The sequence below is a fragment of the Flavobacterium sp. HJ-32-4 genome (assembly GCF_022532105.1).
Taxonomy (GTDB): domain Bacteria; phylum Bacteroidota; class Bacteroidia; order Flavobacteriales; family Flavobacteriaceae; genus Flavobacterium.
Map to the genome: position 1 here is coordinate 724,577 of NZ_CP092832.1, position 14,938 is coordinate 739,514.

The following is a 14,938-nucleotide window of genomic DNA, read 5'->3' on the forward strand; positions in this document are numbered from 1 at the left end:
ATTCATTACCCCGAAGTAACAAACAAAAAACAACAATATTTAGACTTAAAAACTGAAGCTCAGTCCAGAGTATACGCCGACTACATATGGTCGGAAGTTGCCGTCATTACCAGAAAACGTATTGATCTGGTACTTGAGTGTCGGCTCACAATGCAACTCGAGTGATTTCAGGAAGCGGTAGCGGAGACCGATGCCAAAATTCGAACTATAGTGGACACTGTTCAGGTTGTTGGCCTCGCCAATGCGGGCGGAAAGTCCCGGAGACAATACGGAAAGACGGTTTTGGTCGAGGAACAGGGTGCTTACCCCACCGATGACAGAAATGGAAAAGCGACGGTCGAGGAGTTTATACGACAACTCGAGTGGCACTTCATAATACCCCATCTCCTGTCTGAGCGTTCCCATGTTTTCGTCGCGGATGGACAGTTCGAAATTTTCCATTCCAATGTGTGCTTCATCCGGATTCATCACCTGGATAAACGCCCCAACCGGATTCGGGTTGATGGCCGCAATCGCCGGCGGTGATATCGCGGCGAAGAACATTACATCGTTGGTATTATAGGAAAGGTTCAGTTTGTTGAGCCCCGCGCGAACGGTAAGCCGTTTGTTCACGGCATAATTCACGCCTACGCCATAACTGGTGCTGCTGTTGTAGCTCTTGCCGTTCGAAGCGAATTGCGGATCGATGGCCGAACCCGCCTTGGATGCCGATCCAAGGTAGACAGGCGCAACGTTGGTCGTTACCTGCCAGCGGTCTACCTTGGCTTCAGCAATCGCTTCTTCTTTTTCATTTTTCGGTTGCAGCAATTCTTCCAGCTTCTTAGTGTCTTCAGCAATCTTGGCTGAATCGGTCGGTACGGATGCGATCGCCGCATCTGTTTTAGGTGCTATTCTCTCGGTTGTGGTTCCGTCTTTTACGGTTGAACCCACCGATGTGCGTGGTGTCTCCTTTGAGGCCGCGTTGGCAATCGCATCGGTGGCGTTTCCACCCTTGGTGCGGTCTGTGGTCGTCGCGATTCCTTCCTGCTTGTTCGCCCCGGATGCTCCTTGTTCGGAGGAAACGGTTTTTCCCACAGGCTTGTGCGCGCGGTCGTGTGCCGCTACAGTCTCGTTCCGCTTCTCCTGAAGCCGTTGGTTACGAGACGGAGCCGTGGCCACCGAAGAGCCATTATTCAATAGCGGGGAAGCCGATTTCCGGCCCCGTAGTTTCGGTGTCGTTTTTCCATCTCCGGCTTGTGGTTTCTCTTCGGAAGAAGCTACTTCGGTCGTGTTGCTGTTTCGCCCACGGGACTTGGTGTTGGAACGCCCGTCTTTTGGCGCCGTTCCTTTTACCTCCGAAGGACGCGATCCGTCCTCCGACGCCGCCACCGCATCAGTTGCTGAAGACGATGCGCCAGTAGCCGTTTTTTCCTGATCGGATGGTGTGACTTCGGATGGCGACGCCGTTTGCGCACCTCCTTTGCCCTCGTTATCGGGGGTGTTGACGACGGCCGGACCGGTCGGCACAGGTGCCGAAGGTGGGTTCTGGATGCCAAAATCCGTGTAGCTGTTCCAGGCGAAAAGCCCGATCAGCAGTAATGCGGCGACCCCTGCCACCTGGTACCACCAGATCGGCACGACACGCCGCTTCTTCTTGTGCAGCGCGGCCTCTATGTTTTTCCAGACCTGTTCGTCGGGACTTACTTCGAAGTCCTTGAACTTTTCCTGGAAGAGGCGATCTAAACTCTTTCTCTCCTTCATTGTACAGATGTATGTTGCTTGCCGGAATGCCGGTCAATTTTGTCTTTCAGGATCATCCGGGCGCGGGCCAGGTTCGACTTGGTCGTGCCGGTGGTAATGTCGAGCATGTCGGCGATTTCCTTGTGGGAATAGCCGTCAAGCACATACAGGCTGAATACCAACCGGTAGCGTTCCGGCAGCTCCTGTATGATCGTGGTCAGGAAATCCATTGAGATGTTCTCGTCGTCGATCTCTACGGTTTCCTCTTCCGGGATGTTCTCGCTTACGATTTCAAGAAAACGCATCCCTCGGTATTTCTGTAGGGCATTGTTGATCATGACCCGTTTCCCCCATCCTTCAAACGAACCTTTGAAGTTATATTGCCCTATTTTGTTGAAGATAATGAGGAAGCCGTCCTGGAGGTTATCTTGGGCTTCTTCATAACTTCCGGAATACTTCAGGCAGACACCAAAAAACTTCGCAGAAAACAGCCGATAAAGCTGTTCCTGGGCCTTGGGGTCGTTCTTCTGGCATCCGGCAATGAGTTCTTCTAACGTCAAGGGCAGGCAGGCGGTTAATAGGTTACATGAACTTCCACGTCTTCGAATATAGGCGTCCCGTCTGGGTTATCGCCCTTATAGAAGCGGAAACGATAGGTGTCATTTACCGTGCAGGTAAAGTTAAAAGTCGCTTCGTATACCGTGTCATCGGCAGCACAATCGGCTCGATCGTCCTTTCGGGCCGTCACACCGACAATACGGTCATTTCCGTTTTTCTCATAGTAAAAGCCCTCGAATGCATAGCAGGCAGAAGGCTTCTTGTAGCGAATCGTCACGGGATAGGTATGGCCAAGTCCGAAACTCTCAGGAAGCACGTAGCTTTCTACTGGCAGGACTTCAAGCGTATAGTTAGGACTGTCATCACCAAGCGAACAGGCGCTAATGGCGAACACGGCGATAAAGAGCAGGGCAATCTTTTTCATCGTTAGGGTATTATAAAATCTGCATCATTTGCGATTACAGATGGATTTTCATTGCATGGGTTGCGTATACACGCAAAAAAACCCGAAAAAATCGGGTTTTCTATTTAATTCTGCGATTTGATGAGGTCTTTGATCTTTTCCTCAAGCTCGTCGGCTAATTCCGGATTGTCTTTGATGAGTGCTTTCACTGCATCCCGCCCTTGTCCGAGGCGGGTTTCGCCATACGCGAACCACGACCCCGATTTCTTGACGATTTCAAACTCAGTAGCCAGGTCGAGTATCTCACCCGCTTTCGAAACGCCTTCACCATACATGATGTCGAATTCAGCGGTACGGAACGGAGGTGCCACTTTATTTTTTACCACTTTCACTTTGGTGCGGTTCCCGATGACATTCTCTCCGTCTTTGATCTGCGACGAACGACGGATGTCAAGACGCACCGACGCGTAGAACTTCAACGCGTTACCACCCGTTGTCGTCTCCGGGTTTCCAAACATAACGCCTATCTTCTCGCGCAACTGGTTGATGAAAAACACCGTGCAGTTGGTTTTACTGATAGTGGCGGTGAGTTTCCGCAGTGCCTGTGACATCAAACGGGCATGCAGACCTACTTTAGAATCGCCCATTTCGCCTTCGATCTCGCTTTTCGGTGTCAAGGCCGCAACCGAGTCGATTACGACGATGTCGATAGCGCCGGAACGAATCAGGTTCTCGGCAATTTCGAGCGCCTGTTCGCCGTTATCGGGCTGCGATATGATAAGATTCTCGATGTCTACATTGAGTTTCTGGGCATAATTACGGTCAAAGGCATGTTCTGCATCGATGAAGGCAGCGATGCCCCCGGCTTTTTGGGCCTCGGCAATAGCATGCAGGGTCAGCGTCGTCTTACCCGAAGATTCAGGGCCGAAGATTTCGATGACACGACCTTTAGGGTATCCATTAACGCCCAAAGCCAGGTCGAGGCCGAGCGATCCGGACGATATGGTTTCGACTTCCTCTACGGCCTGGTCGCCCATCTTCATGACGGTGCCTTTTCCGTAGGTCTTATCGAGTTTGTCAAGCGTTAACTGTAAGGCTTTTAGTTTGGCTTCTCTCTCTGAACTCATTGTTTCTTTCCTGATTAATTTTTCGTAAAAGTACGGCATTTTCTCCTGCGTGGATTACGGTTTTTCCGCAGAAATATGAACAATTTCGAATTACGGAAGTTCCCGCCAAAATGCGTATTTTCGCCGCGAAGAATCGTCACATGGAAAGAATCCTATCGTATCCGTTGTCTGCACTTTTCTACCTGTGGTTTGGATTGGTGCTGGTGGTTTTCCATCCCATCCAATGGGTGGCACACAATGTTTTCGGTTACAAGGCACACAAACTCTCGGTCGACGTGCTGAATTTCCTGTCGGAAGCCGGACTGTTGCTGCTGACCGGTAACCGCATGGTGTTTTCGGGCGTTTCAAATATCCCGTCCGACACGCCGCTGATTGTCGTCACCAACCACCAAAGTATGTGGGAAATCATCGCGCTGATTGTCCACCTACGGAAATTCCACCCGAAATTTGTAGCCAAGGTCGAACTCGGAAAAGGCATCCCGAGCGTATCCTACAACCTCCGAGTTGGCGGGTCGGTGCTGATCGACCGCAAGGATCCAAAACAAGCCCTGCCGGAAATCAAAAAGATGGCCGAATACATTGAGAAAAACAACCGTTCGGCGGTCATCTTCCCCGAAGGCACCCGAAGCAAGACCGGACAACCGAAGCCTTTTTCGCAAAACGGGATCAAGATACTATGCAAGTTTGCCCCCTCGGCGGTCATCGTCCCGATTAGCATCAATAACTCCTTTAAATTAGTTAAATACGGCTTTTTTCCGCTTGGTCTGGGAAATCGCGTTACCTTTACAGTTCATAACCCACTGTCCGTCAAGGACTATCCGTTCGACGAGCTTTTTACTTTAACCGAAAAAACGGTTGTCGACGGAATAAAATACTGAATTACATGTCATTACACAACATGCGACTTGAAGTCATGCGCTTTCTTGAAAACAAAGTCGACGGCTTCGTGAACGAATACCTTATCCCTGTTGAAACGCTTTGGCAGCCGTCTGATTTCCTGCCTGACACGAGTAGCGAGCACTTTTTCGACGAAGTCACCGAACTGCGCGAGATCGCGAAAGACCTTCCCTATGATTTCTGGATCGTTTTGATCGGGGATACCGTTACGGAAGAAGCCCTGCCGACCTATGAGTCGTGGCTGATGGACGTGGAAGGCGTTGACAACGTCGAGCGCAACGGTTGGTCAAAGTGGGTGCGCCACTGGACCGGCGAGGAGAACCGCCACGGCGACCTTCTCAATAAGTACCTGTACCTTTCAGGACGGGTCAACATGAAAGAGGTTGAAATCACCACTCATCACCTTATCAACGACGGTTTTGACATCGGAACTGATCGGGATCCTTACAAAAACTTCGTCTACACCAGCTTCCAGGAGTTGGCTACGTATGTATCCCACAACCGTGTTGCCAAGTTGGCCAAGACCTACGGAGACAAGAAATTGTCGCGTATGTGCAACATGATTGCCGGCGACGAAATGCGCCACCACAATGCCTACAGCGAGTTCGTCAAGCAGATTTTTACCGTTGATCCCAACGGGATGATGCTGGCATTCCAGGAGATGATGAAGAAAAAAATCGTTATGCCGGCTGGATTCCTTCGTGAGTCTGGGCAGAAAATCAGCGAGGCATTCGAACATTTTTCAGATTCCGCGCAGCGCATCGGCGTTTACACCGCGAACGACTACGTTGACATCATGCGGAAACTGATCGAGCGCTGGGAAATCGGCAACATGCTGAACCTGTCGGAAGAGGCTGAAAAAGCCCGTGATTTCCTGATGAAACTCCCCGATCGTATGGCCCGCGTATCCGAACGACTGGTCATCCCGGCCGAATCGCACGTATTCAAATGGGTAGAACCGGCACTGGTTCGCACACGATAAACAAAAACAACATCAGGTGGGGGAAAAGAGGAGAGACGGTCCAACCGCATCGCTCACTTCTTTTCCCTCACTTTCTTATGTAGACCTATGACGGATAGAAGTATTGAAAAGACGGTGGCGTTTGTTCAAAAGGAACTTCAGGGCGCAGAAGGCGGCCACGACTGGTTCCATATCGAACGGGTATGGAAAAACGCCCGTCACATTGCCGAAAAAGAAGGAGGAGACCTTTTGGTGGTCGAATTGGCCGCGTTGCTGCACGATATCGCCGACAGCAAGTTCCATGGCGGAGATGAAACGGTAGGGCCTGCGAAGGCGCATGCGTGGATGCAATCGCTTTCCCTTCCGGACGCAACCATTGCGCATGTGGTTTCGATCATCGAGAACATATCGTTTAAAGGCGGCACCACCGCCCGCACCTTCCACTCAAAAGAGCTGGACATCGTGCAGGACGCCGACCGGCTCGACGCATTGGGTGCCATCGGCATCGCCCGTACCTTCAATTATGGCGGGTTCAAAAATCGCTCTTTGTATGACCCATCCGTTCCTCCAAAATTGGGTATGTCGAAAGAGGAATATAAAAACAGCGCGGCACCGACGCTGAATCATTTCTACGAGAAACTTTTCCTGCTAAAGGGCCTCATGAATACAGAAACGGGAAAGGCGTTGGCTGAGGAACGCCACCAGTATATGGAAGCATTCGTTGCGCGGTTTCTTGCGGAGTGGAACGGAAAGTTCTCCTAACCTCATCCCTCTCCACTACCTTCCCAACCGGTGGAACACTGGCATCACGAGAAGCCCGGACAAGGGAATAAGGACAATCACGACTTTCATAGCCGTCTTCAGCCGTCGGTTTATCGCGCCGCGGCGGTAGGCGTTATCCAACACGATTATCGCGCAGAATAGCACCGTCACAATAACGAACGGAGCCAGCAGCCACATCACGTCGGTGCTGTCGAGCAGGTCGATCTGTGTTGTAATGTACGCATCGGTGCCTGATATAATCAAGAAAAACTTACCTAAGATAAGTACCGCGAGGAATACCCGAAGTAGTTTCATGTGTTTTGTAGGACGTTTAACAGACGAATACGCCCCGTAGAAAAAGGCGTTCGCCTGGCGGATTTCCGCTGTTTTCGTGGGCAAAACTATACAAAACAGCTCCCTTGAACGATGCGTTCTGCTACTATGTCCTTATTTGGTAGGAAATGGGGTCCAACTGGTCGTTTATGTGGTATTTTCGGTAAGTCCGAACCTTGATAAAAACAGCAAAAGCGGACCGTTTGGATCCGCTTTATGCTATATTGGAAGCCTCAGGCTTGCCTGTTGCCCTTGTTGGCTATTCAATCTCCGACACCCGCAGGGTATTTACCATTCCCTTATCGGTGACCGGCATAGCCGCCAGGTTGATAAGGAAGTCGCCTTTATCGACGAATCCGCGTTCACGGGCCATATGGTTGATATCGGTAACCGTATCGTCTGTGCTGACGAACTTGTCGTAATAAAAGGATTTCACACCCCAAAGCAGGCTCATCTGTGTCATGATGATTCTATTGGACGTGAACACCAGGATGTGGGCCGAAGGGCGCCAGGCCGAAATCTGGAAGGCCGTGTAGCCGCTGTTGGTGAGCGTGCAGATCGCCTTTGCCTTGATTACATTCGCCATCGTGGCGGCATGGTGGCAAATCGACTTCGTGATGAAGCGCTTCGTACGCACCTGTGGCGTATTCTGTGGTACCTGGATAAGCGGTGAATCTTCCACTGCTTCAATGATCTGGGTCATCTTCTCAATAACCTGCACCGGATAGTTTCCAACGGAGGTTTCGCCGGAAAGCATCACGGCATCGGCACCGTCCATGATCGAGTTGGCCACGTCGTTTACCTCGGCACGGGTCGGTGTCAGCGAGGTAATCATCGTTTCCATCATCTGTGTTGCCACAATCACCGGAATACGGGCCGTTTTGGCGCGGTTGATGAGTTTTTTCTGGATGAGCGGCACTTCATGGGCCGGCATTTCCACACCCAAATCGCCGCGGGCCACCATAAGGCCGTCGCAATAGGCTACGATCTTGTCGATATTTTCAACCGCTTCCGGTTTCTCGATCTTGGCGACAATGGGAATTTTATGCTCCGAGTTCTCTTTGATCAGTTCCTGCAGTTCCTGCAAATCTTTCGGCGTACGGACGAACGAGAGCGCGATCCAATCCACCTTTTCACTGATGGCGAACAACGCGTCACGGATGTCTTTCTTGGTCAGCGCCGGAAGCGATACCTTGGTATTTGGCAGGTTTACACCTTTCTTCGATTTCAGGGGTCCACCCTGTACGACTTTGGCGACTACCTCAGTGGTGCCGTTGGTGGAAACCGCTTCAAAAATCAGTTTGCCGTCGTCAAGGAGGATGCGTTCACCGGGGTTTACGTCCCGCGGGAACTCTTTGTAGTTCATATAGACCTTTTCAGCCGTACCAGGAATGTCCTCGGCGGTCGTGAAAGTAATGTGGTCGCCTGCTTTTACCACTACGTCTTCCTGCATCACGCCGACACGTAGTTTGGGTCCTTGCAAATCGGCGAGGATACCGGTGTGGTAGCCGAACTCCTCGTTAAGGCCACGGATGAGGTCGATCTTCTGTTTTACATCATCATAATCGGCATGCGAAAAGTTGATCCGGAAGACGTTTACGCCTGCATCGATCATGTCTTTGAGCACTTCACGGGTGCTACAGGCAGGTCCGAGCGTAGCGACGATCTTCGACTTTTTGTTCGTTGGCATTTTGTATCAGAAAATTAGATTGTGCTTTGATTTTACGGTGGCGGCGTCTACACTGTAAACGGCCGAGATACGGTCGATGGCATGAATCCGTGCCGCCACCTCTGGAATTGGCATCGGGCCATTTTCGATTTTCAGGAAATAATCGACTTTACGGAACTCCGGCAACAGCCATACTTTCGATGCGACGGGCGCTACCGATCCGAACAAGCCGTCTTGCGGGGCGGCCGAATCGGGAATGACTTCATTTTTGTTGCTCACCAGGTTCCAACTGGTTTCGGCTTCGGCTTCTTCATAGGTAAACCGCGAGAACCACGAATGTCCTTCTTTCGAAGAGATGGTGATTTCGTCTTTGTTCTTGCGGAAAAGTACCGGAAGGTGCTGGTTCAGGAAATACGCCAGACGGTAGTCTTCAAGTGCGGTATGGATAGCGATGAGGTCGTAGTCAACCTCCTCGAAATCGTCAAAATGCAGTTTATGGACGGCCATTCAGTTAGTTCCGGATAAGGCGTAAAGATACTATTTCTAAACGAGAAAAGACAGCCGTTCGCGTTACGAGGTGGTTAATAATCAACGAAATCGATGTAGTTTTGGCGATTCCGTGTTATTTTAAGTTAATTTTATTCTGTAAGGCAAAATAGCCCCGTTGGGAGGCTTTTTCCTCCGCTTTCTTCTTCGAAACGGCCCTCGCTTTGGCCACCACTTTTCCGTCAATCGACAGTTTCACGCCAAAAAGACGCTCACCCGTGCTATTGTTGTCTTCGAAGACATCATAATAGAACGTCTTCTTCTCTTTCTGGCACCACTCGATCAACAGGCTTTTATAGCTGATCACTTTTCCTTCCAGCCGCGCGATGTCGACATACGGGATGATCACCCGTTGGTGGATGAAGGATTCGCAATGGGCATAGTCATGGTCGAGATAAATGGCGCCAATAAGGGCTTCGAACAGGTTGCCATGGATGTTATCGCCGAAATGTTGGGGTGACACCTTGCTTTCCACAAACTGGATGAGGCCCAGGTCGCGCCCCAATTCGTTGAGGTGCTCGCGACTCACGATCTTTGACCGCATTTTCGTCAGGTAGCCTTCATCTCCGGCGGGTACTTCCCGATACAGGTGGGCGGCAATCACCGAGCCGAGCATGGCATCCCCTAAAAATTCCAGCCGTTCATAGCTGATTGCATTCCCCTTGTCGTCGGTCTTATTGGCCGAGCGATGGGTAAATGCCGTGCGATAGTGGTCGAGGTTTTGGGGTGGGAAGCCGAGAATCTCCCGGATTTGGTCAAAAAAAATCCCGCCTTCCTTAGGACGGGATTTGGTTATTATTTTCCTCAGAAAGCGCATGTTTCTCAGTCTTCCAGCTTCTTAAAGAGGACGCAGGCGTTGTGTCCGCCAAAACCGAAGGTGTTGCTCATCGCTACCCGGATGTCGCGTTTCTGCGCTTTATTAAGCGTCAGGTTGAGCGATGGGTCGATGTTTTCATCCACGACTTCATGGTTAATGGTCGGCGGAATGATGCCGTGTTGCAGTGCAAGGATCGACGCGATCGCTTCGATGGCACCGGCCGCACCCAAGAGGTGTCCGGTCATCGATTTGGTCGAGTTGATGTTGATGTTCTTCGCGTGTTCACCGAAAATGGCACTGATCGCCTTTAATTCGGCCACATCGCCCAGTGGTGTCGAAGTACCGTGTGTGTTGATATGGTCTACGTCTTCCGGCTTCATGTGTGCGTCTCGCAGGCAGTTCGTCATAACGGCCATAACCCCGATACCGTCCGGATGCGGAGCAGTAAGGTGGTAGGCGTCCGACGACATCCCTCCGCCACCTACCTCACAGTAGATCTTGGCGCCACGTGCCTTCGCGTGCTCGTATTCTTCCAAAACCAACGCGCCGGCGCCTTCGCCCAGCACGAATCCGTCGCGCGTCGCGTCAAACGGACGCGAAGCGGTTTCCGGACTGTCGTTGCGGGTAGAAAGTGCGTGCATCGAGTTGAAGCCGCCCATACCGGCGATGGTGACAGCCGCTTCGGAGCCTCCTGAAACGATGACGTCACAGATGCCGAGGCGGATGTAGTTGAAAGCGTCGATCAGCGCATTGGCCGACGACGCGCAGGCCGAAACCGTGGTATAGTTGGGGCCCATATAACCGTTCCGCATCGAAATGTGGGCGGGTGCAATATCCGCGATCATTTTCGGGATAAAGAACGGGTTGAATTTCGGCGTTCCGTCGCCTTTGGCGTAATAGATGACTTCTTCCTGGAAGGTCTCGAGTCCACCGATGCCCGCGCCCCAGATGACGCCGATGCGGTATTTGTCTGAATTCTCAAGTGTGATGCCGGCGTCTTTTATCGCTTCATCACTGGCGGCAATGGCGTATTGTGCAAATTTGTCGAGGCGACGCGCCTCTTTGCGGTCCATATACTGGCCTATATCGAACCCTTTCACCTCACAGGCGAACTTGGTTTTGTGCTTCTCTGTGTCGTAATAGGTGATTGGCGCGGCACCGCTTCTGCCGTTCACCAGCCCGTCCCAATATTCCTCGATAGAGTTTCCTATCGGGGTAAGGGCACCAAGGCCCGTGACGACTACCCTTCGTAATGACATACGTCCGTGTTTTTGTTTAGAAAAGAATAATACCTACTGACTTCCATGTAAACATAAAAAAACGGTAGGTATTACGTATAAGGATGATTGAGGATCAATCGGTATGTACAAAAAGTAAGCACCCGTCACGCGGGGTAACGGGTGCTTTGGTATTATTTCTTCGCCTCTTCGATGTAAGAGATTGCCTGTCCTACAGTAGCGATGTTTTCGGCTTGATCGTCAGGGATCTGGATGTCGAATTCTTTTTCGAACTCCATGATAAGCTCTACGGTATCCAGTGAATCAGCCCCCAGATCGTTGGTGAAGCTAGCCTCGTTAACAACTTCGTTTTCGTCAACGCCCAATTTGTCCACGATGATCGCTTTAACTCTTGATGCAATGTCTGACATAATCTTAGTTTTTAAATTTAAATTTGTTGGGCAAAAATAGGAAACTTTCCCTAATTGCCGATTTTTAGTTCCGAAATGTGGATACTAAGGTAGAAAATTAATTTTAGAATAACTTTCGATAAACCCGCGAAAATCAGTTTTTTTGCAGCGTTTTCGCCCCTTCCGATGAAGCATATTGTTCTCTTTGCGTCGGGTTCCGGCTCGAATGCCGCCAACCTCATCCAGCACTTCCACGGCACCAAACTGGCCCGAGTCGCAGCGGTGTTTTGCAACAATCCTGCTGCGGGCGTCATCGCACGTGCCGAGGCGTTGGGTGTTCCGGTGGTACTTTTTACGCGAGAAGAACTGGCGGGTGAGTCGGTTTTGTTGAAATTGCAGGCCTTCCGGCCCGACCTCATCGTGTTAGCGGGCTTCCTGCTGAAGTTTCCCGACCCGCTTATCGAAGCCTTTCCGCGAAGGGTGGTCAACATCCACCCCGCGCTATTACCAAAATACGGCGGTAAGGGGATGTATGGGATGCACGTGCACCGGGCCGTACTCGAAAACAACGAAACCGAAACCGGGATCACCGTCCATTATGTCGACGGGCACTATGACAACGGAGACGTCATCGCGCAACACCGCGTCCGTATAGCCGATTGTGCTTCCGCGGAAGCGATCGCCGAAAAGGTGCAGGCCCTTGAACAGGCGCATTTCCCAGTCATCGTCGAACGACTTTTATCCTGATTCGTTCCATCCAATACCCTTCCCTTCCATGCATACCGTACATCTTTATACCGACGGCGCCGCCAAAGGCAACCCCGGACCCGGAGGCTACGGCGTGGTACTGGAACAGGTAGGTACCGGCTACCGAAAGGAATTCTACGAGGGCTTCCGGCTGACGACCAACAACCGTATGGAGTTGCTGGCGGTGATTGTCGGGCTGGAAAAACTCAAAAATCCGGGGACAGCCGTGCTGGTCGTATCTGACTCGAAATATGTGGTCGATGCCGTCGAAAAGAGGTGGGTGATGGGTTGGGAAAAGAAAGGATTCGCCGGCAAGAAAAACCCTGACCTCTGGCGTCGTTTCCTGAAAGTCTACCGCCAACACAAGGTCGATTTCAAATGGATCAAAGGCCATAACAACCACCCGCAAAACGAGCGCTGCGACCAATTGGCGGTCATGGCGTCGCAGTTGCCGCAGTTGTCGGTTGATTTTTTCTATGAACAGGAGACTGGAGGCGGTTTACTTCCATAAAAAAAGCCGCGTTTCAAACACGGCTTTCTTTCACATAATCGGTTTCTTAGCAAAACTCGTCGAACGCTTCTTTCAGGTTCTCCGCAATCATCTCGGCGGGGCGGCCTTCGATGTGGTGACGCTCGAGCATGTGCACAAGTTCACCGTCTTTGAACAGCGCCATACTGGGCGACGACGGCGGGAACGGGAACATGTGTTGGCGTGCCGCATCAACGGCTTCACGATCGACACCGGCGAAAACCGTCAGCAGGTGATCGGGCTTCTTGCCGTGGTCAAGACTCATACGGGCGCCCGGACGGGCATTGCGGGCCGCGCATCCGCAAACCGAATTTACGACCACCAACGTGGTGCCCGGCTGCGACAGGGCCGCTTCAACGGCGTCGGCGGAATATGCTTCCTGGAAACCCACTGCCACTAACTCGTCGCGCATGGGTTTTACCATTTCTTCTGGGTACATACGATATATATTTAAAGATAAATCACCGCAAAGATACGCATCAAATGGCAAATGCGGTGCAAGTGTGACCGTCGCGTATAGATACAAAAACCCTCCCGCTTACTTTGTCGGGAGGGTGTAGGGCTTGCGCCTGTTTTATTGGGAAAGTTGTCCGCACCAAGCAGTTGTTTCTTCAACCTGCGGACTAGCTGCGAAGGTTGCTTTGGTAAAGGTAGAACACGCGAAAGGCATCGCCCTTATATCTAATAACGAGTAATTTACATGATTTTATCGCCGCCTTCAACGCCTCCACCGGAATTTGTACCTTTGGCGCAAATCCCGTTTATGAACTCGTTTCGCTTTTTTTCGCTCTTCCTATTCGTACTAACGTCCGTGTCGGGCCATGCACAGGTATACCGTTTCAAGGCCAGCAGCTACAGTGTGATCGAGATGCAGCCCAACGGAAAATGGGGCAAATGGTCAGAGGCCGTGCAATCGAATGTTGTGATTACCCTCGACGGCAAAAAAGACCGTATCACCATCGATTCAAACGAAATGCAGCTCTTCCGGATTGAAGCGTATCTTGAAAAGATCTCAAACGAAACAGACGATATCGTGTCATTTGACTGCCGCGACAACGAAGGGTCCCTCTGTACCATCCAGATCGTGACGCGCAAAAACCAAAACAACCGCCGGCAGGTCTACGTCAACTACCACGACGTGAAATTCGTTTACAATATCTACGACTAAAGCGGCACCGTAACGCCGAACGCGATGTTGTAGGTGTTGAACCCGGCGTTCGAACTCTGCAGTCCGGCATTGGAGGTATGGCGGTAATTTGGCCGAAGATCCAATGTAACATCGCCGATCTTATAGGCCACACCCAACGCAAACACATCGCAGAAGGCAAATCCTTTCGACAACCGCTCGGTTTCCGTATCGGTAATCATCGGGCCGACATTCGCCATGAAATAGACGTTGAGTCGCTTTGAAAAGTGCCGCCTGACGAAAAACGAACAGTTCAGGATATACTCGTTGATGTCTTTCAGTTTTGTGTATTCCGCCCGCTTCTCTTCATAATTCGGCTCATCGGGCGTCACGAAGTACATATTGAGCAACTGATGCGTAGCCCGGTTATACTCCGGCTGAAGCGCCACCTGGTATTCCCATCGCGCGCCGGGGTTGAAGCTATAATACACCTGCGCCTGGAAGTAGCGGTTGGTATAACTATAGTCTTTCTGCGGGAACTCATTCCCCACGCCGTAGAGGAGTCCGCCTGACCACCGCCGAACGGGTGCATCCTGCGACCAGGCAGCAAGAGAAAAGGCCAGTAAAAGAAGGAAAAAACGCTGTTTCATGGGTGGGATTATCGGGCTAAAGATACGGGTTTGCGCTGAAATCAAATCGTTACCTTTGCCCCGATGGACGCCCGCTACCCAAAAGAAGCCAAACTCAAAAGCCACGACGCGATCGGCCGCCTGTTTACAGAAGGCAAATCCGTGGCGAAGTACCCGCTGCGCCTCGTGTATGTCCCGCTCAATGGCGCGGACGGACATCAGGTGGGCGTATCGGTTTCGAAAAAGTACTTCCGGAAAGCCGTCGACCGGAACTATTACAAACGAATCCTTCGCGAAACCTACCGCACCCGAAAAGGATTGTTGGCGCCGTTGCACACCTCCTACGCCGTGATGCTGTTTTACCAAACCGCCGATCGTCTTCCGTTTGCGCAGGTCGAGGTGCTTATGGAGGCGCTGCTGCACAAGTTTGTGGCGGCGGCATCCCGTGAAAACCCCGACAGCACACACTAAAAATCCGGAAGGTTCGT

19 protein-coding genes are annotated in these 14,938 nt (G+C 51.4%); 7 read left to right on the top strand and 12 right to left on the bottom strand.

What is annotated here, in order from left to right:
* Window positions 1-45: 45 nt before the first annotated feature.
* From MKO97_RS02815 to recA, 4 genes are all read right to left on the bottom strand, one after another.
* Window positions 46-1,740, bottom strand: coding sequence for a hypothetical protein (locus MKO97_RS02815; protein WP_241104554.1), 1,695 nt, complete (start codon window positions 1,738-1,740; stop codon window positions 46-48).
* The gene (locus MKO97_RS02820) at window positions 1,737-2,279 is read right to left on the bottom strand and encodes an RNA polymerase sigma factor (protein WP_241104555.1); all 543 of its coding nucleotides are present in this window, start codon (window positions 2,277-2,279) and stop codon (window positions 1,737-1,739) included. Before MKO97_RS02820 ends, MKO97_RS02815 begins: the two co-directional genes overlap by 4 nt.
* Before the next feature lie 14 nt (window positions 2,280-2,293).
* A complete protein-coding gene (locus MKO97_RS02825) occupies window positions 2,294-2,701 on the bottom strand; it encodes a hypothetical protein (RefSeq protein ID WP_241104556.1) in 408 nt (135 codons plus the stop codon).
* A gap of 104 nt (window positions 2,702-2,805) precedes the next feature.
* Window positions 2,806-3,807, bottom strand: coding sequence for a recombinase RecA (gene recA / locus MKO97_RS02830; RefSeq protein ID WP_241104557.1), 1,002 nt, complete (start codon window positions 3,805-3,807; stop codon window positions 2,806-2,808).
* 140 nt (window positions 3,808-3,947) lie between these two features.
* Here recA and MKO97_RS02835 point away from each other — a divergent pair, with 140 nt between their 5' ends.
* The 3 genes from MKO97_RS02835 (at window position 3,948) to MKO97_RS02845 (ending at window position 6,427) form a co-directional block, all read left to right on the top strand.
* Window positions 3,948-4,685, top strand: coding sequence for a 1-acyl-sn-glycerol-3-phosphate acyltransferase (locus MKO97_RS02835; RefSeq protein WP_241104558.1), 738 nt, complete (start codon window positions 3,948-3,950; stop codon window positions 4,683-4,685).
* A 5-nt stretch (window positions 4,686-4,690) separates the two neighbouring features.
* Window positions 4,691-5,686: an acyl-ACP desaturase gene (locus MKO97_RS02840; RefSeq protein ID WP_241104559.1), complete on the top strand. Its 996-nt coding sequence runs from the start codon at window positions 4,691-4,693 to the stop codon at window positions 5,684-5,686.
* 87 nt (window positions 5,687-5,773) lie between these two features.
* On the top strand, window positions 5,774-6,427 hold the full coding sequence (locus MKO97_RS02845) for an HD domain-containing protein (protein ID WP_241104560.1): 654 nt from the start codon (window positions 5,774-5,776) through the stop codon (window positions 6,425-6,427).
* A gap of 15 nt (window positions 6,428-6,442) precedes the next feature.
* On the opposite strand, the gene MKO97_RS02850 is transcribed toward MKO97_RS02845, so the two are convergent.
* From MKO97_RS02850 to MKO97_RS02875, 6 genes are all read right to left on the bottom strand, one after another.
* Complete coding sequence (locus MKO97_RS02850) at window positions 6,443-6,742, bottom strand: hypothetical protein (RefSeq protein WP_241104561.1); 300 nt, start codon at window positions 6,740-6,742, stop codon at window positions 6,443-6,445.
* Window positions 6,743-7,019: 277 nt separating this feature from the next.
* Complete coding sequence (gene pyk, locus MKO97_RS02855; protein ID WP_241104562.1) at window positions 7,020-8,450, bottom strand: pyruvate kinase; 1,431 nt, start codon at window positions 8,448-8,450, stop codon at window positions 7,020-7,022.
* 6 nt (window positions 8,451-8,456) lie between these two features.
* Window positions 8,457-8,936, bottom strand: a complete 480-nt coding sequence (locus tag MKO97_RS02860; RefSeq protein ID WP_241104563.1) for an IPExxxVDY family protein — start codon at window positions 8,934-8,936, stop codon at window positions 8,457-8,459.
* Between the two features lie 115 nt (window positions 8,937-9,051).
* A complete protein-coding gene (gene rnc, locus MKO97_RS02865) occupies window positions 9,052-9,792 on the bottom strand; it encodes a ribonuclease III (protein ID WP_241104564.1) in 741 nt (246 codons plus the stop codon).
* Window positions 9,793-9,797: 5 nt separating this feature from the next.
* A complete protein-coding gene (gene fabF / locus MKO97_RS02870) occupies window positions 9,798-11,051 on the bottom strand; it encodes a beta-ketoacyl-ACP synthase II (protein ID WP_241104565.1) in 1,254 nt (417 codons plus the stop codon).
* A gap of 152 nt (window positions 11,052-11,203) precedes the next feature.
* A complete protein-coding gene (locus tag MKO97_RS02875; protein WP_093141106.1) occupies window positions 11,204-11,440 on the bottom strand; it encodes an acyl carrier protein in 237 nt (78 codons plus the stop codon).
* Window positions 11,441-11,605: 165 nt separating this feature from the next.
* Between MKO97_RS02875 and MKO97_RS02880 the strand changes: the two genes are divergently transcribed.
* Window positions 11,606-12,166 carry a phosphoribosylglycinamide formyltransferase gene (locus MKO97_RS02880; RefSeq protein ID WP_241104566.1) on the top strand — a complete coding sequence of 187 codons (561 nt, stop codon included), beginning with the start codon at window positions 11,606-11,608 and terminating at the stop codon, window positions 12,164-12,166.
* A 28-nt stretch (window positions 12,167-12,194) separates the two neighbouring features.
* Window positions 12,195-12,677: a ribonuclease HI gene (gene rnhA, locus MKO97_RS02885; RefSeq protein WP_241104567.1), complete on the top strand. Its 483-nt coding sequence runs from the start codon at window positions 12,195-12,197 to the stop codon at window positions 12,675-12,677.
* A gap of 46 nt (window positions 12,678-12,723) precedes the next feature.
* On the opposite strand, the gene MKO97_RS02890 is transcribed toward rnhA, so the two are convergent.
* Window positions 12,724-13,134 (bottom strand): BrxA/BrxB family bacilliredoxin, encoded by a 411-nt coding sequence (locus MKO97_RS02890; RefSeq protein WP_241104568.1) that lies wholly within the window; start codon window positions 13,132-13,134, stop codon window positions 12,724-12,726.
* A 324-nt stretch (window positions 13,135-13,458) separates the two neighbouring features.
* Between MKO97_RS02890 and MKO97_RS02895 the strand changes: the two genes are divergently transcribed.
* The gene (locus MKO97_RS02895; protein WP_241104569.1) at window positions 13,459-13,863 is read left to right on the top strand and encodes a hypothetical protein; all 405 of its coding nucleotides are present in this window, start codon (window positions 13,459-13,461) and stop codon (window positions 13,861-13,863) included.
* Here MKO97_RS02895 and MKO97_RS02900 read toward each other — a convergent pair.
* Complete coding sequence (locus tag MKO97_RS02900; RefSeq protein WP_241104570.1) at window positions 13,860-14,471, bottom strand: acyloxyacyl hydrolase; 612 nt, start codon at window positions 14,469-14,471, stop codon at window positions 13,860-13,862. The two genes, MKO97_RS02895 and MKO97_RS02900, sit on opposite strands and share 4 nt — an antisense overlap.
* A 63-nt stretch (window positions 14,472-14,534) precedes the next feature.
* Here MKO97_RS02900 and rnpA point away from each other — a divergent pair, with 63 nt between their 5' ends.
* Entirely contained in the window at window positions 14,535-14,921 is a 387-nt protein-coding gene (gene rnpA, locus MKO97_RS02905) for a ribonuclease P protein component (protein ID WP_241104571.1), read from the top strand.
* Window positions 14,922-14,938 lie beyond the last annotated feature (17 nt).

Bases quoted from the DNA above. Each gene is read 5' to 3' on its own strand.
- rnc (WP_241104564.1), bottom strand. From the start codon at position 9,792: ATGCGCTTTCTGAGGAAAATAATAACCAAATCCCGTCCTAAGGAAGGC.
- MKO97_RS02875 (WP_093141106.1), bottom strand. From the start codon at position 11,440: ATGTCAGACATTGCATCAAGAGTTAAAGCGATCATCGTGGACAAATTG.
- MKO97_RS02890 (WP_241104568.1), bottom strand. From the start codon at position 13,134: ATGTACCCAGAAGAAATGGTAAAACCCATGCGCGACGAGTTAGTGGCA.
- MKO97_RS02900 (WP_241104570.1), bottom strand. From the start codon at position 14,471: ATGAAACAGCGTTTTTTCCTTCTTTTACTGGCCTTTTCTCTTGCTGCC.
- MKO97_RS02860 (WP_241104563.1), bottom strand. From the start codon at position 8,936: ATGGCCGTCCATAAACTGCATTTTGACGATTTCGAGGAGGTTGACTAC.
- MKO97_RS02835 (WP_241104558.1), top strand. From the start codon at position 3,948: ATGGAAAGAATCCTATCGTATCCGTTGTCTGCACTTTTCTACCTGTGG.
- fabF (WP_241104565.1), bottom strand. From the start codon at position 11,051: ATGTCATTACGAAGGGTAGTCGTCACGGGCCTTGGTGCCCTTACCCCG.
- recA (WP_241104557.1), bottom strand. From the start codon at position 3,807: ATGAGTTCAGAGAGAGAAGCCAAACTAAAAGCCTTACAGTTAACGCTT.
- pyk (WP_241104562.1), bottom strand. From the start codon at position 8,450: ATGCCAACGAACAAAAAGTCGAAGATCGTCGCTACGCTCGGACCTGCC.
- MKO97_RS02880 (WP_241104566.1), top strand. From the start codon at position 11,606: ATGAAGCATATTGTTCTCTTTGCGTCGGGTTCCGGCTCGAATGCCGCC.
- rnhA (WP_241104567.1), top strand. From the start codon at position 12,195: ATGCATACCGTACATCTTTATACCGACGGCGCCGCCAAAGGCAACCCC.
- rnpA (WP_241104571.1), top strand. From the start codon at position 14,535: ATGGACGCCCGCTACCCAAAAGAAGCCAAACTCAAAAGCCACGACGCG.
- MKO97_RS02825 (WP_241104556.1), bottom strand. From the start codon at position 2,701: ATGAAAAAGATTGCCCTGCTCTTTATCGCCGTGTTCGCCATTAGCGCC.
- MKO97_RS02815 (WP_241104554.1), bottom strand. From the start codon at position 1,740: ATGAAGGAGAGAAAGAGTTTAGATCGCCTCTTCCAGGAAAAGTTCAAG.
- MKO97_RS02850 (WP_241104561.1), bottom strand. From the start codon at position 6,742: ATGAAACTACTTCGGGTATTCCTCGCGGTACTTATCTTAGGTAAGTTT.
- MKO97_RS02840 (WP_241104559.1), top strand. From the start codon at position 4,691: ATGTCATTACACAACATGCGACTTGAAGTCATGCGCTTTCTTGAAAAC.
- MKO97_RS02895 (WP_241104569.1), top strand. From the start codon at position 13,459: ATGAACTCGTTTCGCTTTTTTTCGCTCTTCCTATTCGTACTAACGTCC.
- MKO97_RS02845 (WP_241104560.1), top strand. From the start codon at position 5,774: ATGACGGATAGAAGTATTGAAAAGACGGTGGCGTTTGTTCAAAAGGAA.